Origin of the sequence: Collinsella aerofaciens (assembly GCF_028209885.1) — a bacterium.
GTDB lineage: Bacteria > Actinomycetota > Coriobacteriia > Coriobacteriales > Coriobacteriaceae > Collinsella > Collinsella aerofaciens_BA.
The window spans coordinates 40,949-64,992 of the sequence record NZ_JAQLEM010000013.1 but is presented as its reverse complement, the minus strand read 5'-3'; the positions used below and the strand labels follow the sequence as shown (position 1 = coordinate 64,992).

Below are 24,044 nucleotides of genomic sequence, written 5' to 3'. Positions count from 1 at the left end.
GCCTCTCGGCGGCCTTGCGAAAAACAAATCCAAGTTAGACCATTTCAAATGGTTCGATGTCTGCCCGGATGCGACACTTGAAGTGTCCATCCTCGCAGTATCCGGTTCTCAAGGTGCACGCCTGCGCTGGTTCCCGGTTGCACCGGGCCGCGCGGCAAGGAGATATATTGCCAGACCGGAGGGCCCCCGCGGGCGGGAATCTGGCACTCCATATTTTGTTCACAAATGAATATGTCCCTCAGTCGCGTCCCTGAGGTTATAACTGAAGCATTGGCTTCTGATATTGGCGATGACCAGCTGGTTTATAGGTGTTAAGGCATCGGTCATCTCTGGAGCGCCACTTTACTCCAAAAGCATCAGCTATTTGTTTCCCGTCGGTAAAAGGCAGGTTTTGTTCGCCAAGCGTTCTTATATATAGAGAAGTTCGGGTTCGAACCCATGCACCGGCAACAAAAAAGCGATCAACCGGAGTCGATCGCTTTCTGTTCTATGGTGGAGCATCCAAGGGATGTTTCCGAACTCACTTTCTCGCTGCCATTCATGCTGTCGAAGCATCGTTCGACCTCCGCAGCCCCATGTTTTGAGGATCTGCCGTGTTTATCACTGCTATTAATGAGTGTGCGGAAGTGATCCTCATACAGATACGTGCGATCCGCCAGAGAACTGAGAAGCATCTTTCTGCAGCCCTCGTTGTCTATCCTCGCATCTCTCAGGTCTTCCGGAAATTCACAAGCAGTCTTAGGGTCAGTTTGTTTCTACTTTCAGAGACTTGTTTGAGAGTTATTAAAGACAGTTCAAAACAATAAGTGAGACACCATAAAGCAGAGCAAGATGTGCCGGATAGAAAATGTAGAAGAAGTATTTCAGCTTAAGCCCTCGCTTGCCATTATAAAGATTGATAAGCAGCAACGAAACGACCGCGGCAGCAACATCAGGATTAAATACATTAGCTGTAGCAAACTCAAATCCGCCGCCAACTATATGGCATGACGAAAGGAGCACTGCGCATACTGCAGCAAAGAGCATCTTGGCCTTGCTGTCGTGGAATAAATAGAATGCAGCCACAAGCAGAATGCCATACACGCCGCCATCTAGTTTAGTGTATTCAGCTGCCAGTGCTATCAAAACAATCAGAGCAAATTCTGCGATGTGCCTCTTCCATTTTGAAAGACTTTGTATCTTTTCCAGAATAATCAAAAAGACCAAGGAAAGCAGGAGCTCACACATAACATTTTGTTGCCGAAGGTCGAATAGTTGCCCGGTTTGAACGAAATCGTATATGGGCTCCGCAATGATTGCGAAGACAAGCATATTTCGCAGGTACTTCTTTATGTCATGAGTATGCAAAAATCCCTCAACTATCAAAAAGCAAAATAAGGGAAATGCAATTCTGCCAAGAACATGAAGCACATCCGAAGCCTCGCTTAGAATCGCCCACTGCTCGTCTGATATCTGATTGTACGATGCGTGAGTCATGATTCCATTGGTCAGGACGATCCTGCTTACATGATCGAGAACCATCGAAATGGCCGCTATTATCTTTAATGTGCTGCCGCTAATTCCGTATCTGTCTGTTTTCATTTCGTTTTCCTTTCTTTGGGTGGGCCGTCGGGGGTTCAGCCTGCTCCGCAGGCGGCCGCTGCGGCGCTCCGCGCCCCGACGGGTTCGAACCCGTGCACCGGCAACAAAAAAAGCGACCAACCGGAGTCGATCGCTTTCTATTCTATGGTGGGCCGTCAGGGGTTCGAACCCTGGACCTTGGGATTAAAAGTCCCCTGCTCTGCCAGCTGAGCTAACGGCCCGCGGGTGGCATTGTACCACGGTCTGGGACTATTCCCAACTCCATTGGCCGTTCTGGAAAATCACAACTTCACGTCCATCAGGCGTAATGCCCGTAATATCGATGTCGTCCGTGCCGATCATAAAATCGACGTGCGTGCTCGAGACGTTAACACCATGCTCCAGGAGCTCCTCCTTGGACATGTCATACCCACCCTCGATGCATTCGGGGAAACCGACACCTAGCGCGAGATGGCAGCTAGCGTTCTCGTCATAGAGCGTATCGTAGAACAGAACACCACTTTCGCGGATCGGCGTGTTCTTGGAAATGAGCGCGACCTCTCCCAGGTGAGCAGCGCCCTCGTCAGTATCGATGATACTTGCGAGCGTTGCCTTGCCCACGCGGGCGTCGTAGTCCACCACGCGGCCGCCCTCGAACTTAATCCAAAAATCTTCGACCTTATTGCCGTGATGGATGAGCGGCATGGCCGAGTACACGATACCGTCGGCGCGCATGCGATCGGGCGAAGTGAAGACTTCCTCGGTGGGAATGTTGGGGAAGAAGGGGTGCCCATCGGGCGTCTTGCCCTTGCCGCCGGCCCACTCGTGACCTTTCGTCATGCCAATCGTCAGATCGGTTCCATTTGCCGCGTTGTAATGCAGGTAGTCGAAACGATTGTCGTTCAGGAAACGCAGGTTCTTTTCGAATGCGGCGTCATGGAGTTCCCAGTCGCTCTCTGGGTCCTGGCCATCGGCGCGCGCGGTGTGCAGAATCGCATTCCACAGCTTATAGATTGCAACCTCATCGGCGTCTCCCGGGAACACCTCGTGCGCCCAAGCCACGACCGGAGCGCCGGCGATGCACCACGGATTGATGTTGTAATCCAGTCCACGGCGGAAAACTTTGCACTGCGTATTCCTCGCCTTTGATGCCGCGGCCGGCTTGGCTGGATCGATGCCCTTGAGGGCCGCAGGATCCGCACCCTCGATAAAGACAAAGCAGGCACCATCCTGGGCCAAGGAATCCAGCTGCATGCGCTTCCACTCGGGCGTCTGCTCAAAATAGCTTTTCTCGACATGCTCGTACGTGAGCCTCGTCACGGCATCATCGGCCCAAATGACCGTCACGTGGCCGGCGCCGGCAGCATAGGCCTCCGCGACCACCACGCGCGCAAACGGCGCGCACTCGACCGGAGACTGAACGACGACCTCCTGGCCGGGCTTGACGTTTACGCCCTTGCGGACGACCAGGCGCGCGTAGTTTTTAATCTTGGGCTCCAGGGACTTCATACCCTCCAGGGCCTCTTCGACCGTCAGGGCAGCTCGAATCATGTGCCACTCCATCTATCTATAGAACAGTAAAAAGGCGCGCCGCAAAAACGACGCGCCTTATATCTTAGCGATAAGTATGTATGCAAACGCTACTTCTTCTTGGAGTCCTTCTTGTCCTCCTCGGCAGCTGCGCGCTCGATAAGAGCGTTGAGCTTGTTCTCGGACATGCCCTCGGCCTGCGCGCGGTACATGTTGCGCAAGGGACGAATACGAGCGAAGTCGTAGATAAAGTCACCTAGGATGATGACATAGGACAAAACGATGCCGACCATCTGGACAGGGCTGGACACCATGCCAGCGGGAGCGAAGTACAGCGAGGCCCAAATTGCCACGACGAGCACCATGCCAATGGCGAGCACAATCCACCAGATGCGACGGCGCTTGGTGTAGTCCTCGTCCTGCTTGAGGAGGATATTCGACACCGTATAGATGCGGTCCTCCTTGGCGCGCTGCTTAGCCTTGCGGGCGCGCTTCTCCTCTTTAGAGAGGCCCTCGAGGTTCTCGCCCTTCTCGAGCTCTTTGCGGCGTGCCTTAGACGAAGCCGGCACGACGCGAACGGAGCTCGCTGCTTGACGAGCGGGCTTAGCAGATGCGGCAGACTTGCGCGCAACCCCGGTAACTTCGTGGGATTGCGTGCGCTTGTTCGTGGCGCTACGGGTACTCACTTATGCGTTCTCCTTCATGCTTGTGAACTGGGAGCCCGTGATGATCTGGAAGGCCTCGCGATAGCGCTCGGACGTGCCATCGATGACCTCGGCGGGCAGGTGCGGGGTCTCCCCCGTCATATCCCAGTTGGCCTTGAGCCAATTGCGGACGAATTGCTTGTCGTAGCTAGGCTGGATCTTGCCCTCCTCGTAGCTGGCAGCAGGCCAGAAACGGCTGGAGTCGGGCGTGAGACACTCGTCGATCAGCGTGACCTTGCCATCAATAACACCAAACTCGAACTTGGTGTCGGCAATGATGATGCCACGGGTCGCGGCGTACTCGGCAGCGGCCTTGTAGATCTTGAGGGAAAGGTCACGAATCTGCGCGGCGATGTCCTCGCCCACGATCTCGCAGCAACGCTCGAACGAGATGTTCTCGTCGTGGTCACCGATCTCGGCCTTCGTGGACGGCGTGAACAGCGGCTCAGGAAGCTTGGAAGCCTCGGTCAGGCCCTCAGGCAGCTGGATGCCGCAGACGGTGCCGTTCTCGTCGTAGGTCTTCTTGCCCGAACCGGTCAGATAGCCGCGGACGATGCACTCGATAGGAATCGTCTGGGCCTTCTTAACCAGCATGGCGCGGCCAGCGAGGTAGTCACGATACTCAGCAAACTCCTCGGGGAAATCCGCCGGGTCGATGGAAACGAGATGGTTGGGGACGATGTCGGCAAACTTATCGAACCAGAATGCCGAGATGCGATTGAGCACCTCTCCCTTAAACGGAATCTCGTCGGGAAGAATAAAGTCGAACGCAGAAATGCGGTCGGTGGCGACCATCAGCAGGTTTTCACCGGCATCGTAAATATCACGAACCTTGCCACGGGAATCCGGACGACGCTCCATCGTTGTCACGTGAGTCACTCCTTACCTAAATACGACAGAAATGCGGGTTCTTTCCCGCATGTTTTCGCAAACTCGGAGCGGCAGGGACGCGGCCCCTCCTTCACCGAATAGCGAAAAGCTAGTGCTCCATTGTAGTAGATGCCGCGTCCGCCGTGTGCTCGCGGGGCAGATGAATTGTAAAAGTCGTACCCTTTCCAAGCTCCGACTCCACGGATATGTAGCCATGGTGACGCTCGACGATCTGCTTGGTCACGGCGAGGCCGACGCCCAGGCCGCCAGCTTCGCGGGCGCGGCTGGCATCGGCGCGCCAAAACCGCCCGAAAATGCGCGACAGATCGTCCTTGGCAATACCGATGCCGGTATCAGAAACGGCAATGCTGACGTGCCTGCGGTCACTGAGCACCGACACCACGACCCAACCGCCCTCGGGGGTGTAGCGCATGGCGTTGCTCATGAGGTTGATAACACATTGCGTGATCATGTCGGGATCGGCCTCGACGACATCGTCGTGCCCTTGGGTTTCATCTGCAAAGCGAAGACGAAGGTCACGGTCGGCAAACAGACGCTCCTGGCCGTTCACAATCGATCGCACGAACGGAACCATGTCCACCGGTTCTAGATTGAGCGGAGCCGTGCTGTTTTCCATACGCGATAGGTCGAGCATCTGCTGCACCAGACGAGCCAGGCGACGCGTCTCGGAAGCAACGGTCTCCAAATGCTCATCGTCGGTGGGATACACGCCATCCTGCATGGCCTCGACCGTTGCGAGCATGGCCATAAGCGGCGTGCGAAGCTCGTGTGCAACGTCTGAGGTCAGGCGCTTCTCGTGTTTCATATCCTTCTCGAGCGAAGTGGCCATCTCATCGAAGGTCTCACCCAGCTGATCGATCTCGTCATCACCGCGCAGCCCCGTGCGAGCCGACAGGTCGCCGTCACGGATTTGCTTTGCGGTACTGGTGATGCGATGAATCGGTTTGGTGAGCATGCGCGACACGAGCGATCCGATAACGACCGAAATGCAGATTGCAACAACCGCGGCGAGGGCCATGGCGTTAAAGGTCTTCTCCCTAAACGCAGAGTCCGCCTTGGTGAGCAGAGCGTCGGAGCCGATGGCCCACAGCTTTACCTGTCCGACATGCTCGCCGGAAGACGTTACAATCTCGACGTTAGCAACGCTATCGGAGTCGGTTGGAGCAGACGAGACCGGGCTATGCGATGCCCTCTTGCCGCTCGTGTCGTCGGTCGTAGCCTGGTTTTCGCGTACATCGGCGGTGGCGCTTGCCGAGGGCCAGGAATCGTCATAAACGATCACACCCTTTTTATTGACGACCTGCATGCCCAGATCGTCGGAAACCAAACTCGACGTTGCGACCGTGCGCAGTTCTCCCGCGGTCCAAGAGCCGTTTTCCTCATATGAGGTCGCCAACTTCTCGGCAGCGGAATTTGCGATTTCGACGATATTGGAGCGTGTGTAATCCGAAAAGACCGTGCCCCACACAACAGAGACAACGCCCACCAGCACCAATACCGTCATGAGCGATGTCAGAGCAAAAGCAAGTGCCATGCGCGAGGGATAGCTCATCGTTGGCCGTGAATCGGAACGAGGCGTGTTCCAACTAGCCTTGGAACCCGCCTCGCTCTCCTGCTTGTGCTTTTGTCCGATTTCAAAGCGCGCAGGTGTCATATGTGATTTCCCTATTTCTCGTCCGACTTATCGGTCTTGGCCGGAGCCTCGAAGCGATAGCCGACACCATGGACGGTGTAGAGCCACTTGGGCTTCTTGGGATCATCGCCCAGCTTGGCGCGAAGATTCTTCACGTGGCTATCGATGGTGCGCTCATAGCCCTCAAAGTCATACCCGAGCACTTTCTCGACCAGCTCCATGCGGTTATACACACGGCCGGGATGGCGGGCAAGCGTGGTGAGCAGCTTGAACTCGGAAGCCGTCAAATCGACTTCCTTGCCCTCGACCAAGATCTTGTGGCCCGAAATATCGATGACCAGATCGCCGAAGTCGAGCACCTCGACGGCGGGCTCGTCGGCCTGGTGGGCACGGCGGAACAGAGCGCGAACGCGGGCGACGAGCTCGCGCGGCGAGAACGGCTTAATCAGATAGTCGTCGGCGCCGAGCTCAAGACCGATAATACGGTCCTCGATCTCGCCCTTAGCCGTCAGCATGATGATGGGGACATCCGAGGTATCGCGAATGGTGCGGCAAACGCGCTCGCCGGGAATCTTGGGGAGCATAAGGTCGAGCACGACCAGGTCGAACTGATGCTTCTCGAACTCCTCGATCGCGGACTGGCCGTCGCCGACGCCCACAACCCAGTAGCCTTCGCGCTCGAGATAGGCAGCGACGGCGTCACGGATTGCCTTCTCATCCTCGACCAGCAGAATCTTTTTTGCATCTGAAGCCATAACACGGCCCCCCTGTCTCAATTAGCTAAGAACAAGCCCATTTTAACGCACCTGAGCCCGCCGGATGCCGCTATGACGCGGCAGCGCGGCGGGCGGTACTCACAATTACAACGCGTTTATTCCCCTGTTGGCGCCTTTTTAACCCCTCTAAGCTTAAAGAGAGAATAGGCGTGCAGTGACCGCCTCTGGTATACCCTGGCTGTTGCGCACCGTGGCGTACGTAAGGAATGAGTCCGATTTTCCCGCCGTAGCTGGATAATCGCCATACTCCAAAGCGCGGTCGGGCGACAGCAGTGAGCCATAGGTCTTGGCAGAGGTGTCGATCAGGAAATGCGACGCCTGTACCTTAACAAGGTATTTATTCTTCTTGCCAGCCGCACATGCGAGCGGCTCGCGTGACAGGAAGAGGTACGGCCCTCCCTCATTACCGATATACGTGCCCATATTGCCCAGGCTGCCCACGCCACTATAGGCCGCCTCGATAGAAAACACGAAGGTATCGCCCATATATACGGCCTCGAAAGGCAAAACTGACGAAGGGAGGACCAGCTGGGCACGCTTGGTGTTGTTGCCGTCGGTCAGATCGATTGCCGTTATGCCGTAGTAGACGCCCTCGTCGTTGCGGACACGCGGCGAGATGGTCAAAATGCCGTCGCTCGCGCGCGGGGCCGATGCAAAGCGGCCCGTCGATTTGCAAATTGCCTCGGCCTTGGATTCATCAAGCGAGCGACGATAGCAAAACGAATCACTACTCGTTTTATTGCCGCCTGCCGAAGGCATTTTATACCAGATGACTGATGACCCGAACGCCGTGAACAGGGGCGGATCATAGTCCTTGCCACCTCGATCGAGCTCAACCACATCGCCAGAGAGCGAAGCGCCCGACAGATTTTGAGCGTAGAGCTTCCATGATGAATTGGCAAAGTTCATCTCAACCCACGCGAATACGCCGTCGCCGGCACGGACATCGTAGAATGCATATCCCGTGCCCTCGATAGGATCCTCGATTAATGTGGTAAGCGAGCCATCGCCCAGGTTGAGCACACCGAGTGTGTTGGCGTGCAGTGCCGATGCGGGCGCCATCATCGCCGCGGCGTAATCGCCGTCGCAGTAGTACAGCAGCGTACCCAGAGGCAGCGTCCACGACGCCGCCGGCTCAAGATCGATGTCGACTGCCTCGTACTCATCCGTAATCGAGATGATTTTGGAATCGTCCTTGATAACCTGCGGCTCGCCGGCGGCATCATCGCTGGTACCCGTTTTTTTCGAGCATCCGGCAAGCACCGTGGCAGCGCCCGCGGCAGCCCCACCGAGTACAAAGCCGCGACGCGATATTCCGTTCTTGATGTGATCGGCGATACCCATTAGGCGATCTCGGCGCGAGCGGCCTCGATAGCGCGCGTAAGCTGGTCGGCGCAGGAGGTCTTTTTCATACCGCAGGTATTACCGGCGAGAACCTCGATTACGCGATCGGCAGGAGCGCCCTCGACCAGCTTGGAGATTGCCTTGAGATTGCCGTCGCAGCCACCGGTAAACTCAACGCCCATCACCTTGTTGCCGTCATCGGAAAGGTCAAGGTGAATATTGCGAGCACACACGCCCTGAGGCTTGTAATCAAACGAAATCATGCGATCCCCTCTCAGAATGTTATTCGAGACGACTATTATCCCCGTCTTTCCCTAAATGCAACGAGGCGCTTTGCCGGCAACACACATTACCAGCAAAGCGCCCTAAAAAGCTAACGTTATGCCCGAACCTACTCGAAGCTCAGCTGCTCCAGACGATCAAAGACTGTGTCGATACGAGTGAGGAAGTCCCACGGATCAAAGATCTCGTCGAGCTTCTCCTGGCTGACGGTGCAGCGCGGGTCGGCCTCGAGACGCTCCTTAAAGGTGGGGCCGGAGACACAATCCTGTACCTCGTGCCAGGTTGCCATGGCGTTCTCCTGCACAATGGCGTATGCGTCCTCGCGGGTGATACCCGTGTCGACGAGGGCCAGCAGCACCTTGGAGGAGAAGATGAGGCCGCGGGTCTTATTGAGGTTGGCCATCATGCGGGCAGGGTACAGCTGCAGGCCGTCGATAACGCGAATGAGGCACTGGAACATGTGGTCGAGGGCGATGAAGCTGTCGGCCTGGGCGACGCGCTCGGCAGAGGAGTGCGAAATGTCACGCTCGTGCCACAGGGCGACGTTATCGAAGGCGACCTGGGCGTTGGACTTCACGACGCGCGACAGACCGCAGACCTTCTCCATGGTGATGGGGTTGCGCTTGTGCGGCATGGCGGAGCTGCCCTTTTGGCCCTTACGGAACGGTTCCTCGGCCTCGAGCGTATCGGTCTTCTGCAGGTTGCGGACCTCGGTAGCGATGCGCTCGCAGGTGGCCGCGGTGGTGGCGAGAACGCCGGCGAGATAGGCATGGTGATCGCGGCTGATGACCTGCGTGGACAGAGGATCGTGGACCAGGCCCAGGTGCTCGCAGACGTACTCCTCGACGAATGGCTCAATGGAGCTGTAGGTGCCGACGGCACCGGAGATGGCACCGAAGGCAACATTCTTGCGGGCGTCCTCAAGACGATCCAGATCGCGCTTGAGCTCCCAGGCCCAAGAGCCAAACTTCATGCCAAAGGTCATCGGCTCGGCATGGATGCCATGAGTACGGCCGGCGCAGAGCGTGTTGCGCTCCTCGAAGGCACGACGCTTGCAGATCTCGCCGAGTTTCTTGACGTCCTCGATGATCAGGTCGCAGGCCTGGGTGAGCTGGTAGCACAGGGCCGTGTCGCCCAGATCGGAGCTGGTCATGCCATAGTGAACCCAGCGGCTGGGCTTGGGGTCGCCCTCGGGAACATCGGCATCGATGTACTCCTTCATGTTGGTCAGGAAGGCAATGACGTCGTGGCGCGTGACTTCCTCGATCTCATCGACCTTCGCCTTCTCAAAGTTGGCATGGTCGCGGATCCACTGGGCCTCGTCTTTGGAAATACCGATCTTGCCGAGCTCCGCCTGGGCCTCGCAGGCCAGAACCTCGATTTCCTGCCAAATGGCGTACTTGTTCTCGAGGGAGAAAATGTGTCCCATCTCCGGGCGGGTATAGCGATCGATCATAGCGGCTCCTTTTTGGTTATTGGCACGTTGGTCGTAACCCAACCATTGTACCGTGCGCAGGTGCAAGTATGGGCAGCAGGCATTAACCTAACATTTTGCCGCAAGAGCGGCCATGGGGACATCCGCGTATTTGCTTCGCAAATACGCACCGGCTTCAGCGGCATACCGAGACCCGGGGAAGTGCGGGGGCAAAGCAGGCTGAATCTACCATTCCCGAAATCTTCCTTGCTCCATGGAGCGGGCAACGGGACGTCCGCGCGCCCGCGTCGCGGACGCGCACCGGCTGCGGCGATCTCCTCGGATTCACGGAGACGATGGGGGAGACTTTGTTGAATTGGCCGTCCCGAGGTCTTCCGCGCTCGGTGGAGCGGGCAACGGGACGTCCGCGTATTTGCTTCGCAAATCCGCACCGGCTTCAGGCGCCTGTCGGCGCCTTCGCCTGCTCGCTACAAACGCTTCGCGTTTGCTTAACGCTCGCACCCTGTCGGGTTCGAGTCCCGGCACTTTATTGAAAAAAGCACGGCACCGTGATGGTGCCGTGCTTGTGCTCTTAACTGGAGCGGGCAACGGGACTCGAACCCGCGAGTGTCAGCTTGGGAAGCTGATGCCTTACCACTTGGCGATGCCCGCATATGTGGAGGATAGTATAACGCGGTTGTCTTGTTCGATACAAGGGTGGCGATGCTTGTTTTAGCTGTGGAGATTCGTTTGAAAATCGCGTCAATTGTGGAGACGAGGACCTTTAACCTCCTATTCTCCCTATCTTCTACCTGCACTTTTGCTTGATTGTTGTATTTGAGCTCAATTTGTCAGGAATTGGGCAAGCTTTTGGTCAGGCTCCGGTACTTACCCGCATGAACCTCGGGGGTAGCCTCATCCTACGCGTCGCAGCCTCCCCGTGCGGCGCACGAGGGATAAGGAGCAGCCATGTCCAACGCACCCACGCACTCTGTCCACAGCGCAATCGCAACAGGTCCGCTGCTCCTGCTCCTCTTCCTGCTTTTCGGCTGCCTGGCACCGGGAGCCGCATTTGCCGTCGATGGCTACGACCAGCTCGGCTTCCGCACTATTAGCGATGATTGTGGGCCCTTCTTCATCGGCAAGTATGAAGCTCAAGACGCCTCAATTGCCTACTGCATGAACCAGGAGCGCCCCGGCCCCACCAAACCGGGCGGCCCATGGCTCAACTTTGATCAAGGCTGGGTGTGGCTCGACGACGAGTTCGCGGCAATCGTTTGTCACGGATATCCCACCACCACGTCGTTTGGCGGTTACCATCTTTCACCCGATCGCGCCCGCGCCGCCACCCAGCTTGCCGTATGGATGCTCAACGGCACTACCCATGTCGACGGCACCTACTCCTACACGACCGCTCAGGGTAAAACCAAGAGCGGACACTTTACCGCCGACAATGAAGTCGTGGCGGCTGCGCGGTGGCTCCACGACAGCGCAAAATCAGGAGGCATCAAAGCCGCTCCGCACCGCGCGCGACGCTATCTAGGGGCCGTATCGGGCGGCAGCAAACGTCAAGACATGCTCTATGTACTGCCGGCGGTCTCTGTTTCCTTCCAAAAGCAGTCTGCTAACACCGTTATTACCAGCGGAAACAATACCTATCAGTTTACCGGGGCAACATTCGATATTTTTGAGAGCGCCAGCGGCGCGCGTGTCGGCACCATCAAGATGGACAGCAGCGGTCGAGCGCAAGCAACACTTCTGCCCAACACGGCATACTACCTAGTTGAAACGAAGGCGCCGGCCGGCTATGTCCCCCGCCACGATCGTATTGCCTTTACCACGGGGAATGACGGCGGGCGGGTCGCCATTGATGAACAGCCCGGCACCATCAACCTGCGTATCGTAAAACTCGATGCCGCGACGAATGCCGGCCCCCAGGTGGGATCTTCACTCGCAGGAGCAGAGTTCACGTGTGTGTCGCAATCAACCCCTGGATGGGCACAAATCCTCACGACCGACGAAAGCGGTCGGGCCGCCCTCGCCAATGTCCCCTTAGGAACCTTTACCATCTACGAATCAAAAGCCCCCGAGGGCTACCTGCCATCCAACGACAGCTGGACCTATACCGTTGGAGCCGACCAGCTCGGCGATTCAGGCGTGGTCGAGATCGAATCTCGCGTTTCCGATATCCCCATTGCGTTTAACCTTGAGATTTCCAAATTCAAGGATTACGGCAATAGCGACCAATCCGGCCTGGAGCAGCCGGCGGGTGGTGTTGTCTTTGAGGTTGTCAGCAACAGCTCTCAGCAGGTTGTTGGCACACTGACCACAAACATCTATGGCTTTACCTCCACCAAAGATCAGCCCGAAGCATGGTTCGGCACAGGTAAGCGACCCGCCGGTGTCCACGGAGCCGTCCCATACGATCGTGCCGGCTACACGGTTCGCGAGGTTCCGGAAACCGTCCCCGAGGGTTTTAAACGTGCAGAGGAATGGACCGTCGGGGCCAATCAGATTTCCAACGGCGCCGAGCTTCAATATATCGTGGACAACCACGCTCTGTCGACGCATCTCCAGATTGTAAAACGCGATGCCCAAACAGGCGCTTCTGTTCCACTAGCCGGATTCACCTTCCAACTCCTCGACAGCAATCACGAACCTGTCTCACAAACTTGCTGGTATCCAGCACATAACGTAATGGACACCTTTACGACTGACGCGACCGGGACCGTCACACTGCCCGAATCGCTCGTGCCGGGCACCTATTATGTACGCGAAACCTCGGCCAAAGAGCCCTATCTTGTCGGCGAAGAGATCGAGGTAAACATACCCGCCGACATGAACCTAACTCCCGTTGCAATCGCCTCGTATTATGACCACGCCGCGACCGGAAACATCAGGATCGTTAAAACCGATGCCATAGACGGCAGCAGCCTCGCGGGCGCCGTCTTTGAGATCCGTGCCTCGGGTGATATCGTGCGCCCCGACGGTAGCATTGCCGCGCTCGACGGTGAGACTGTCGCTACCGTCACGACGGATGAAACTGGAGAAGCACGCGCGGACAACCTCCCGCTGGGACCTGGCGCCGCACGCTACGAGGTTGTCGAGACTCAAGCGCCGGCAGGCTTCTTGCCCGATCGGACAACCCATATTGTCGACCTTACTTATGCCGACCAGAAAACACCCGTTGTAGAAGCACGGCTTAACGTATCCGACGATTACACCAAGGTAGATATCTCCAAGGTCGATGCAAGCGGCGAGCAGGAAGTGGAAGGCGCACAGCTCACCTTATATGGTCCCGATAAAACCGAAATAGACTCCTGGACCTCATCCGACAAGCCACACCGCGTCGAACATCTTGCACCCGGCACCTACTCGTTGCGCGAAATGATGTCTCCGCGGACCTATGACCTTGCCGAGGAGATAACGTTTGAAATAAAAGATACGGGAGAAGTCCAATCCGTCGCGATGAAGGATGCGCCCATCGAGATCAAGGGGCAGGTCGACAAGCGTCAGGAACTTGTCCAACCTATCGAAAAGGGCCTGTTGGCTAACGGCGATGGTAAAAACCGCGCCACGACGCAAACCAATAGTGATGGGCTTTTCTCCTATACCATCGATGCTCGAAACGATTCCGCTACTTGGGTTGATGAGTTTACGATTACCGATGATCTTGAGTGCGCCAAAGACGGCACGGCGAGATTCATCTCAATCGAAACCCCCGTCGCCATCGGCGACCTCAACGGTCTGTGCAACGTGTGGTATCGCACGACGCCGTTGGACTCGACAGACGTCGATGAACCGGCGAACGCGACACTTGACGATGGACACGAAAATCCTTGGCTTGAGTCCGACGAAGTAAAAGAGAGCCTTGGTGAGGACTGTCGCCTCGTCGATTACGACGGCTGGCGCCTCTGGAAGGCGGATGTCTCGACCACGGAATCCACCACACTCGAGGCGGAAGAGCTCGACCTTACACCCAATACCGTCGTAACGGGCATTCGAATTGAATACGGTGCGGTAGCCGCCGACTTTACGACTCGAAGCGATGCGGATTCTTGGACCCGCGATGATCTCAAAGATGAGCACGACGACCTTGACGATGCCAAAGCAATCCTTGGCACAGACGCTCGGGGCGCAATCGTGCACATGCAGGCGACGTCGGCTTATACGCCCCAAACCGCACTCACCAACAGCGCACGCGTCGATCTTTGCCGCAACGGCGGCTGCGATAAACTTGAGTCACATGACGAGGACCGTGTCATTCAACGCTGTACCCTACTGCAGGACCTACCGGCAACAGGATCAGTTCCCATCGCCGCTTGCATCACCGCGCTCCTGACCTCGGGTGCCGCAGCCCTATGGTTCGCTCGCCTTAGGTCGACCCCAAAGAAGCGCTAGCGCGATGAAAAAGCGGGCGAGCCAGTCCCCTGGCTCGCCCGCTTTCAATCATGTAAATCGCCGTATCTACTCTGCAGACGAAGATCCACCATCAACGATTGCCTGCTCGGACTCAGGAATCCCATCGGCACCCGTACTCTGTTCTTGCTCCACCTCTTCGCTGATTGCGGAGGCGGGGGTCGAGCCCTTTGCACCCACGATGTAGGCAGCCCCAAATCCTAACGCAATGGCAATCAAGGTCAAAATCACGTAGACAGGCCAATGGCGCTTAATATACGAAAACACGTTGACTCCTTAGAGCTCCGTCTACGAACGGCGGATAACCTCGGTCACGACCTCGGATACCGTGGCAATGTTCGTCGGGTTGACATTGTGGGGCAGGTCGTCCTCGGTACGAGCGCAAGCCAGACGCGTGCCGTCCACGCCGGCGATGGTGAGGGCTCGGCGGCTCGCCTCGAGCGCGGCATAGGCATCGGTCTTGGCATAGGGCATCTCGAGCGCGCCACAATCGACATGGAACGACTTGCACACCTTGCTGACCAGGTTCATGATGCGGCGATCGCCCTTGAGCAGCTGCTGTTCGCCCTCGACCGTCACCACCGAAAGCCTACCGGCGCCGACGGATTCAAGATTGATGAAGAATACGCCGCGGAGCTTATCGCGATGCGAAGCCAAGAAGGCCTTCATGCCGGCGCCATCACAATCCGAGGCGCCCGTTGCCACAAACCAGATATCGTGACCGAGCAGCTCATCATCGCCCATAGAGGCGACAGCCGAGAGCATATCTTCGGAAGAAGCGCCATCGGAAGACGTAGCGCCGCCCTTCCAGCCATCGTTATCGTCCTCGAAGTTATCCCACGAACCGATACCGCGACCGGACTTCTTGGCATCGTAATCGTCTTCGACGCCCAGCCAATCACTCATGCTGTCCTGCTCGTTTTTCCTTTTACGACCGAACAGGCCACCCAGGCCGCGTTTGCGAGACTTGGGTGCCGCCGGGGCGGGAGCCGAAATGGTCTCGATCGGCTGCGCGCCCGACGCAACGGGCATAGAAGGCGCAACGGGTGCCGATGTGGGTTCGGGACCCTGGGCAGTAGCAAAGGGGTCGTTGACCTGGGCAGAGGGATCGGGAAGGTCGAACAGCGACGTGCGAGACGCAACGTTTGCCTGCTTCATAGACGGCAGCGACGGATCGGGGACCGAAGCCAGCGGAGACGAGGAAGGTGCAGGCGACGGTGCCGACGCCGGATCGGGAACATTCATCTGCGGACGCGGCGATGCCTGGGAGGAAATCTGGGCCATAAGGGAATCGACCGTTTCGTCCTGGGTGGGAGCGACATTGGCAACCGTGGCACCGGAACCACTCGGGGTCGGCATGGTGAAAATCTGCGTGGAGTAAGGCCTCGACTCATCCGTCTCGGGAGTCTCGGAAACCGCAGGCACTTCCTCCTGCTCGACCTCGGTCGAATCACCTTGATCGGCTGCCGTGTATTGCTCTTCGTCAGAGTTGGCCTCGACGGACTCGTCCTCGGCGGCATCTTGGATTTCGGCAGCATCAATGGGCTCGTCATCGTCTGCCGCGTCGCCCTGCCCATCGGAAACAGGAAGGGGCTCGGCGATTGCGGTGCCTTGCTTTTCAAACGTTATCGTGGAATCGAACTGCGCGGCATCAAACGACATGGTGCTATCGACGTGCTGCTGAGCCTCGAAAGACGTTGTTGCCTCAACAACGTCCGCTGACGTCGGTTGCTGGGACTCAAAGGACGTCGTAGCTTCGGCAGCGTCGACGGGCCCGGACTGCATAGCCTCGTTTTGCTCGAACTCTTGCGCCGCGCGCTCACGTGCCGCCTCGGCTGCCTGCTGCTGAGCGATAGCCTCCTGCTCGGCAGCCTCGCGTGCGGCAGCGCGCTTCTCCTCAAAATCGTCGACAAATTTCCTGCCCTTTGCAAGCGCACCCTTAAAGAAGCTGGAAGCGCTGGCGCCAATCGAAGAGAACGCGGATGCAATATCGGCATGGGGCGTTGCCGCGGGAATCTCGGCAGAGAAATCAGTATCGCTCTCGTAAGACACGCGCCTCGGCTGTTCAACGTAATCGTCGTCAGACTCGTCCGCAACGTCTTGCGCCGGCGCGGCGGGAGCCAAAATGTCCAGTCCTGCCGCGGGATCGATCGCGGACACCGCCTCGGGCTCGGCAACGGCAGCGGTAACCGCGGCAGACTCATCATCCGCAGTGACAACGGGCGCAGGCTCGGGCTCAAACGTCGGCTCCTCGCCCTCCTCGTAATCGAGAGTGCAGGACTCGGGAAGCATTCCGAGTGCACGGATGGCATCCGAACCAAAGCGAATGTTGCCGGCGGCGTTGCGATAGAGCTTGGGCTCGGGCTCGGCCGCGGCAGGCTCCTCCACCGGCTCGGCAGCGGGAACCTCGTCATTGAACTCTTCGGCCTGGACAGCCTGATTCTGATCCTCGGGCACGATGGCGCCAATCAGCGTCTCGTCGGCAGACGCACCCTCAAAGCCCTCAATCTGCTCGTCAAAAGCCTCGCCCTGTTCGGGCTCGGTTTGAGCGTCGGGAGCAATCGGCTGACCGAACTCGTCCTCGGCGTAGGTAGGCTCTTCGTACTCGATGGTGTTGCCGTAGTCGTTTTGCTGCTGGGCCGCGGCATACTCCGCCGCCGCGCGCGCCATTTCCTCGGCACGACGTTTCTGCTCCCCAAAATAGGTATCGAACGGAACATCGTCGGGAAACTCGTTCTCGCCCTGGAAGGGAGCAACGTTGTCCATAACGCCGAGCATAGCGGCGACAGAAGACTTGTTGCACACCGCGCCGGACGTATAGGGAAGAACGTGGCGGTTAGAGATGATGTTTGCCGCGTTGGCAAGTGCAACGAGGGAAGCGAGGATCGCGACAATCCACAGCAGAACCTTGAGCGCGCCGGGGAGCGGCAGGATACGCAGGATGGCAACGGCAGCAGGGGCAATCGTGGCAACGGGCAACAGCTTGGCGATGAGCGCACGATACGAAGCATAGGGCTCGCGGGCGAGCAGCTCAGCACGGGGAGAGTCGTAGTGTGCGACAACGACCACCGGGCGGTTGCGCGGAGACGCGAGCGGGCCCGAGGCCTTGTGGTAGGCGATGACATTTTGGCTCACGCCCGTCTTGCCCAGGCGCGAAACCACGGGGTGGCCCGTGCGCTCGAGCACGTAAAGAACGGCGCCGACAATGGCCAGCAAGGTGCCGACCAAGCCGATACCGCCGCCGATGCCCATCAGCAGGGCGCCGGCAAACGCAAGAATACCGGTAACGGCAAATGCCAATCTACTGGGCGCCGGGGCATTGAACTCCTGAACCTCGGGGTCAAAGCCGTGGTTGCGGAAGATCTGAGCGATATCCTCGGCAGCCAAGCGCTCTTCTTCGCTGCATGCCGGCGTAATGCCGGTGTTCTGCAGCAGGTGGTTAATATAGTTCTGGGTGTTCGCCATGTGCGCTCCACATCCATAATCCGACAAATAGGCCCAATGCATGCACATTAGAACCGTATATAGTCGAAAGTATACCCCGAGCGAGCGCAAACGACCGAATTCGGGCCATCTTAACGCCTCGAGCGGACAAGGATATAGCCTAATCTCCATATCGGACTAAACTCATGGCAGCAAACCACCTTCTCATGCGAGGACTCTATGACGGCAAGCGACGCGACCGCGACAATTAAAAAGGGGAATTCGGAGCCCGGTTTCGATAAAACGGCTCAGCGCATCCTCAATCTTTTCTTTGTGCTCAACAGCTCCCCCGAACCGCTGACGACCGAGCAGATCGTCTTGGATTCCGACCTGGGATATGGCTCGGGCAATATCGACTCGGATAAGCGCAAGTTTCGGCGCGATCGTGACAAACTGCTCGAGCGTGGCATCTTAATCAAGGAGGTTCGCCCCGCCGGTGCGCAGGAGACCGAGGAAAGCTCGTGGACAATCGACCGCGAGCACACGTTTGCTGCAGGCGGCCTCATCACCGCAGACGACGCCGATATCCTACTCAACGCCATCGACCAGACGCTAGCGGCCGGCTCTTCCACCTTTGCCGCGCCGCTTGCCGATATTCGCTCCAAAATTGCCTACCTCACCGGCAGGACGACGGTGGACGAAGTACCGATCCGCCGCTCTCCCACCGTCGATGCGGTATGGAGCGCCTTTGCCGAGCGATGCGCGCTGCGATTTTTATATCAGAACGGACGCGGCGAGCAGAAAGAACGTACCGTCTGTGTCTACGGCATGTTCGAACGCGAGGGCGTGGCGTACTTCTGCGGCCTCGACAATGTCACCGACGACATCAGGACATTCCGCTGCGACCGTATCGTTCGCGCATGGCGTCCTTCGAAGGCCTACGCCATCCCTGCGGACTTCAATCTCAACGACTATCTGTTCTTTGAATTCGATTTCGCCGACCGACCGCCCGTTGCAGCCACGTTCTCGTTCGCCCCTCAGACGCAGATCGATATGATCAACGGCCTCACGCGCGGGCGAGGTGAGCTCACACACACCGATGCGGGATGGATCTGGACCGTTGACGTGCGCGACCTTGAAGCCGCCGCCTCATTTTGCATGGCCCACGCCATGGACGGCATGAGGCCCATGGCCCCCAAATCGCTCAAGCAGGCGTGGAACCACCTCATTGAAAGGACGGTGCACGAGTATGCCCGTGCGTAAACTCACCAGCGAGCAGAGACTCTCGCGCGCCATCGACATCATGGAGGCCCTCTACGCCGCCGGCGAGAGCGGCATGACACGAACCGAGATTTGCAGTCGCTTTGACATCACGGGGGTGTCGCTCGACGAGATTCTTGAGATCGTCTCGACGCTCGCGGACCGAGAATCGGGCGCGCGCATCATCTGCGAATGCCGCGGCGAGCGTGTGGTACTCACCGGTGACGCCGGGCGCGTGCTACCGCTGCGTCTGAGTGCCGCCGAGGGCGCCGTGCTCAACCATGAACTTGAATCGTTGGGGATCGAGCCGCAGACGGCAGCTCGGATTCGACATGCCCTTCTGCCCGAAGAGCTCGGCTATAACCAGCGCGTCTTTGACACCGTCAACCACGGGTCGCACTGGCAGCAGTTGAGCTGTGCCATTCAGGACGGCGTTCGCTGCCGCATCTCCTATCGCTCGATGGACGATGCACGGCCACGCGAGCGCCTGGTCGACCCCTTGCGCATTACGGCAAACGGCGACCAAACATACCTGATTGCCTGGGACATCACAGTCGATGAGCAGCGCACCTATCGCATGGATAAAATCGAGGAACTCGCCTTGACGGAAGACTCCGTCGTGCCTCACGCACCGGACGTTGCATCCCTCCGCGATTCCCTTGCCCGGACACAGCGTAGCGCAAAGCTTTTGATGCCATTCGATATGGCGGAGCATCTGGACTGGGCCGGCATCACCCTAATCGAGCGCAGCGAGGCAGACACGGCAACGGTAACCGTGCATTACGGCTCCGAGCGTTGGCTACTGAGCCAGATAATCGCAGCGGGCGGAGCCATCCGCATCCTGGATGACCCCACCCTGTCAAAGCGTCTGTGCGATATGGCAAAATCCCTCGTCTGTCCGCTTTAGCGTCGCCGTTCGTGGCGTGCGCGCCACAGTTGCAGATAGTGCCCGATCTGCGCCGATTCGATGCGCTGGTAGGAGCTCGTGGGCAGCGACGTTAAGAACTTCTTTCCGTAGCCCTTCGTCACCAGGCGCGGGTCGGCCAGAATCAGCACGCCGCAATCGGTCGACGAGCGGATAAGACGGCCGGCCGCCTGCTTGACCTCGAGCACCGCCTCGGGCAGCGAATAGCGCGCCCAAGCGCGGTCTTCGCGTAGGTTACGCTCGCACGAGAGCGGGTCCGTGGGGCTCGAGAACGGCAGCTTGGGAATGATGACGCAGCGCAACGTCTCGCCGCTGGCGTCGAATCCCTCCCAAAAGGCCTTAAGAGCAAAAAGCGACGAAGTCGGCTCGTTGATAAACCGGTCGCGCAGGCGACGAGGAGATGAGTTGCGCTGCTGGCAGTTGAGCTCCAGACCCGCACGGGCCATCTTGGGCTCAACGCGGGCGTACAGGTCTTCCATGTCGCGCCGATTGGTAAACAGTGTGAGCACCGATCCGCCCATAGCAAGATGGGCGTCGACCAGCACGCGCTCGAGCGCCGTAAGATAGCTCTCGCGATCGCGCGGATCGGGGATATCGCCCGCAACGACTACAGCCATGTTCGAATCGAAGTCGTAGCTCGAGTCCAAGTGCAGCGATGAGGATGTTGAAGCACCGATGCGATCGAGGCCGACCGCGTGGTTAAAGTGTTCAAAGCTTTTGGACACCGTCATGGTCGCCGAGGCAAAGATAGCCGTGTGAACCTCGGGCAGCCACTCGGTTGCCAAGGCCTCGCCAATGTCGATGCGCTCTGCGGTCATTGACTCTCCGCCGGCACGCAACCTGCGATTGACCTGCAGCGAATACACGTAGTGTTCATCGGTGCCGTCGATGATGAGTTTGAGGTTCTCGGCCAACTCGTGCAGGCGGCGCGAGATATCGCCCAAGTCGACAACAACCTCGGGCTTGTCGGCGGCGACGGCTTGCACCAGCGCGTCGACGCACTTGTCAGCTTGTTCCAATGCATCGATGGCAGCGTAGGCCGACTGTAAGAAATCATGCCAGTCGTCAGATTCGCGCAGCTCGGGGCCAATCCATAGATTGGCATTGTCATAACCCCCACGGGCACGGCGGCCGAGCTCGCGAACGCCATCGAACACGTCGGCGATTGCCATGCTCGCGCGCGCAACCGTCGACGTCGCCTTGGCAGTAAGGCCCAGATAGAGCGTAGGGCCCTCAGAGGTTGCCAAATCACGGGAGACCTGGCTTAGCGCACCGGTGCTCGAGCCACCCAGGCGCTCAAACAGAACGCGTGATTCGTCCGCCGACACCACGCGCGCCCACTGACGGCGCGCCTCGCGCTCGATAGAATGAGCCTCGTCGATTACCCAATGACGAATCGGAGGCAAAATCCTGCCCTCGGCCGCAACATTGCGGAACAGCAGGGAATGGTTGGTGACCACCACGTCGGCATGCGCCGCACGATGGCGAGCGCCGTGGACCAAGCATTTTTCAGGGAAAAACGGGCAGAGGCGACGAGCACACTCGCGCGAGGCCGTCGTAAAGTCGGGGCGGTTGACGCTGCGCCACCGAATGCCAAGCGAGTCGAGGTCGCCATCGGCTGATTGGCAGACGTACGCCATAATGACCGCGACCGCCGTGAGCGTGTCCGCCGGATCGCGCTTGGTGGTAATCTCGACCTGGCCGCGGCTCATGCGCTCAAGCTTGCGCAGACACGGATAGTGGTCATACCCCTTGAGAGCACAAAATGACAGACCACCGTCCAGTTGCTCGGCAAGTTTTGGCAGCTCATGGTACATGAGCTGGTCGGCAAGATTGTTCGATTTGGTCGCAATACCAACCGTGATGTTGTTACGGCGTGCTGCCTCGGCAAAAGGCACCAGATAGGCCATCGATTTGCCGACGCCCGTGCCCGCCTCAATTACACGATGAGTGCCCGTGACCAGCGCATCGCGGACCTCGAGCGCCATCGCGATCTGCTCATCACGCGGCTCGTAGGTGGGATACATGCGATTGACCAGGCCACCTGGCGCATAGTCTGCCTCAATCTCCTCACGACTCGGCATCTTGAGGACCGGCAGTTCGTCGGCGTCCACCCGATCGTCGGCGCGATCGGCCTTGAGAACGTCAGCACGAGCGGCGCTGAGAGAGAAGATAGAACCAGGGTTCTGCCCTGCCAAGAATGAGAAGATAGGACGATAGGACCAAGGCACATCCGGATGCATGTCGGCTAGGCGCGCCATGAGGCCCTGAGGCAAGTCGGTGAGCGCCACGAGCAACACGCGCCATACGCCACACAGGGCGTCGACGTCGGCATTGGCACGGTGTGATACCGAGTCACAGCCAAACAGATCGGCCATAAAAGACAGCTTGTGCGATGCCAGGCGCGGAAGCGCGATGCGCGACAGCGCCAGCGAATCGATCCAGATATCGCTCACGTTGACGCCGCCTTTGACCGACTCGATAAACGAGCGGTCGAACGTGGCGTTATGTGCGATTACCGGGCAACCACCGACAAAATCGGCGAGAGCGGCTACGGCCTCAACGGCCGACGGGGCATCTGCCACATCGGCATTTGTAATGCTCGTGAGCTCGGTGATCTCGGCGGGAATCAGCTGCTTGGGATGCACGAAGGTATCGAAGCGGTCGACGACCTCGCGGCCCGAAAGACGGGCCGCCGAGATCTCGATCAGCTCATTGTCCTGCACCGAAAGACCTGTGGTCTCGGTATCGAGGACAATCACATCTTCCTCGATAAGGCCGAAGGACTGCGTTTTGGCGCGTTCGGCAAGCGTGGCATAGGAGTCGATGACAAACTGCGGCGTTCCTGACGAAACCGCGTCCTCGATTAGCATGCAATGCCCGCTCGACGAAGGCCCATACGAATCAGGCTGTCACAGACCTGCGGGAACGTCATGTCGTCGGTGTGGCGAATCTCATCCGGATACAGCGACGTATCGGTCATGCCGGGAATGGTATTGGTCTCGAGGATGACGGGGCCGTCCTCGCTCACGATAAAATCGCTGCGCGAGATGCCCAGGCAACCGAGGGCCTTGTGAGCAGCACAGGCAAGCTCCTGAGCGCGAGCGTAATTCTCGGGTGAAATCTGCGCCGGAATACGATGGATGTCCGTAGGGTCGACATACTTCACGTCCAAATCGTAGAACTCGCAGTCCTCAGGCTTGCGAATCTCGACAATCGGCAGGGCGCGCACGTCGTCCTCGCCGTACACGCCGACGGTGATCTCGGTACCCTCGATGCACTTCTCGACCAGCACTTTGTCGCCGTACTCAAACGCCTTGGCAATTGCCGCGGGCAGCTCGGAGGGCTCATGGACCAGGGAAATGCCATAGCTGGAACCGTTGACGGCCGGCTTCACAAAGCTGCGCTCGCCACAAACTTCGACGATATGATCGATATCGACTTCATCGCCCACCTCGAGCGCAAGGCCGGGGGCAATGGGAATGCCCGCCTTGGCGTACAGGAGCTTAGAGACCTCTTTGTCGGCACCGCAGGCGCTAGCAAGCACGCCCGAGGCCGTGTAGGGGATACCCAGGGTCTCCATGGCGCCCTGCATGGCACCATCCTCGCCGCCGGCACCGTGCATGGCGATAAACGCCACGTCAAAGCCGCCGGTCGCCATGGTTACCATAAAGTCATCAGCGGCCGTATCAAGCAGCTCCACCGAGGCGTAGCCGGCTTCCTTCAGTGCCACTACAACGTTCTTTCCCGAATTGAGCGAGATCTCGCGCTCAGCGGAATGACCGCCCGCCAAGACCGCTACGTGCATGTTCTCTAGGCTTTTACCCGGCATGGGCAGACTCCTCCTCTATAATTTCTGCAGCTGATACCATATTGTAGCGAT

17 protein-coding genes and 2 tRNA genes are annotated in these 24,044 nt (G+C 58.4%); 4 read left to right on the top strand and 15 right to left on the bottom strand.

Features of this window, described 5'->3' with window-relative positions; translation table 11 throughout:
* The coding region (locus PMX21_RS04955) for a hypothetical protein (protein ID WP_271758411.1) at window positions 1-229 on the top strand (229 nt) is incomplete at its 5' end.
* Between the two features lie 554 nt (window positions 230-783).
* Here PMX21_RS04955 and PMX21_RS04950 read toward each other — a convergent pair.
* The 11 genes from PMX21_RS04950 to PMX21_RS04900 form a co-directional block, all read right to left on the bottom strand.
* Window positions 784-1,581, bottom strand: a complete 798-nt coding sequence (locus PMX21_RS04950) for a TraX family protein (protein ID WP_271758410.1) — start codon at window positions 1,579-1,581, stop codon at window positions 784-786.
* 145 nt (window positions 1,582-1,726) lie between these two features.
* Window positions 1,727-1,802: transfer RNA gene (locus PMX21_RS04945), tRNA-Lys, on the bottom strand.
* Between the two features lie 28 nt (window positions 1,803-1,830).
* Complete coding sequence (locus tag PMX21_RS04940; RefSeq protein ID WP_271758409.1) at window positions 1,831-3,111, bottom strand: aminopeptidase; 1,281 nt, start codon at window positions 3,109-3,111, stop codon at window positions 1,831-1,833.
* Between the two features lie 89 nt (window positions 3,112-3,200).
* The gene (locus PMX21_RS04935) at window positions 3,201-3,776 is read right to left on the bottom strand and encodes an ABC-2 transporter permease (protein ID WP_022093792.1); all 576 of its coding nucleotides are present in this window, start codon (window positions 3,774-3,776) and stop codon (window positions 3,201-3,203) included.
* A complete protein-coding gene (locus PMX21_RS04930) occupies window positions 3,777-4,655 on the bottom strand; it encodes a phosphoribosylaminoimidazolesuccinocarboxamide synthase (protein ID WP_117743382.1) in 879 nt (292 codons plus the stop codon). It abuts the gene before it with no gap.
* Between the two features lie 118 nt (window positions 4,656-4,773).
* Window positions 4,774-6,339, bottom strand: coding sequence for a sensor histidine kinase (locus PMX21_RS04925; protein WP_035136482.1), 1,566 nt, complete (start codon window positions 6,337-6,339; stop codon window positions 4,774-4,776).
* An 11-nt stretch (window positions 6,340-6,350) separates the two neighbouring features.
* Window positions 6,351-7,073 (bottom strand): response regulator transcription factor, encoded by a 723-nt coding sequence (locus PMX21_RS04920; protein ID WP_006236208.1) that lies wholly within the window; start codon window positions 7,071-7,073, stop codon window positions 6,351-6,353.
* A 153-nt stretch (window positions 7,074-7,226) separates the two neighbouring features.
* A complete protein-coding gene (locus PMX21_RS04915; RefSeq protein WP_271758408.1) occupies window positions 7,227-8,438 on the bottom strand; it encodes a twin-arginine translocation signal domain-containing protein in 1,212 nt (403 codons plus the stop codon).
* The gene (locus PMX21_RS04910) at window positions 8,438-8,701 is read right to left on the bottom strand and encodes a TIGR03905 family TSCPD domain-containing protein (protein WP_117848466.1); all 264 of its coding nucleotides are present in this window, start codon (window positions 8,699-8,701) and stop codon (window positions 8,438-8,440) included. Before PMX21_RS04910 ends, PMX21_RS04915 begins: the two co-directional genes overlap by 1 nt.
* A gap of 128 nt (window positions 8,702-8,829) precedes the next feature.
* Window positions 8,830-10,176, bottom strand: coding sequence for an adenylosuccinate lyase (purB, locus tag PMX21_RS04905; RefSeq protein ID WP_055251306.1), 1,347 nt, complete (start codon window positions 10,174-10,176; stop codon window positions 8,830-8,832).
* A gap of 555 nt (window positions 10,177-10,731) precedes the next feature.
* Window positions 10,732-10,806 (bottom strand) — tRNA-Gly (locus tag PMX21_RS04900).
* Window positions 10,807-11,103: 297 nt separating this feature from the next.
* Between PMX21_RS04900 and PMX21_RS04895 the strand changes: the two genes are divergently transcribed.
* Complete coding sequence (locus PMX21_RS04895) at window positions 11,104-14,535, top strand: SpaA isopeptide-forming pilin-related protein (protein ID WP_271758406.1); 3,432 nt, start codon at window positions 11,104-11,106, stop codon at window positions 14,533-14,535.
* Between the two features lie 66 nt (window positions 14,536-14,601).
* Here the strand turns inward: PMX21_RS04895 and PMX21_RS04890 are convergent, their stop codons facing one another.
* Window positions 14,602-14,820, bottom strand: a complete 219-nt coding sequence (locus tag PMX21_RS04890) for a hypothetical protein (protein ID WP_022094153.1) — start codon at window positions 14,818-14,820, stop codon at window positions 14,602-14,604.
* A gap of 21 nt (window positions 14,821-14,841) precedes the next feature.
* A complete protein-coding gene (locus PMX21_RS04885) occupies window positions 14,842-18,018 on the bottom strand; it encodes a hypothetical protein (protein ID WP_271758404.1) in 3,177 nt (1,058 codons plus the stop codon).
* Window positions 18,019-18,216: 198 nt separating this feature from the next.
* On the opposite strand from PMX21_RS04885, the gene PMX21_RS04880 reads away from it, so the two are divergent.
* Together PMX21_RS04880 and PMX21_RS04875 are read left to right on the top strand one after the other, a co-directional pair.
* A complete protein-coding gene (locus tag PMX21_RS04880) occupies window positions 18,217-19,239 on the top strand; it encodes a helix-turn-helix transcriptional regulator (protein ID WP_006236202.1) in 1,023 nt (340 codons plus the stop codon).
* Entirely contained in the window at window positions 19,226-20,143 is a 918-nt protein-coding gene (locus tag PMX21_RS04875) for a helix-turn-helix transcriptional regulator (RefSeq protein WP_271758401.1), read from the top strand. The genes PMX21_RS04880 and PMX21_RS04875 overlap by 14 nt, the downstream gene beginning before the upstream one ends.
* Here the strand turns inward: PMX21_RS04875 and PMX21_RS04870 are convergent.
* Both PMX21_RS04870 and PMX21_RS04865 read right to left on the bottom strand, forming a co-directional pair.
* Window positions 20,140-23,034 carry a helicase C-terminal domain-containing protein gene (locus tag PMX21_RS04870; RefSeq protein ID WP_271758399.1) on the bottom strand — a complete coding sequence of 965 codons (2,895 nt, stop codon included), beginning with the start codon at window positions 23,032-23,034 and terminating at the stop codon, window positions 20,140-20,142. The two genes, PMX21_RS04875 and PMX21_RS04870, sit on opposite strands and share 4 nt — an antisense overlap.
* Window positions 23,028-23,993 (bottom strand): D-alanine--D-alanine ligase family protein, encoded by a 966-nt coding sequence (locus PMX21_RS04865; RefSeq protein WP_271758397.1) that lies wholly within the window; start codon window positions 23,991-23,993, stop codon window positions 23,028-23,030. The genes PMX21_RS04870 and PMX21_RS04865 overlap by 7 nt, the downstream gene beginning before the upstream one ends.
* Between the last annotated feature and the right edge of the window lie 51 nt (window positions 23,994-24,044).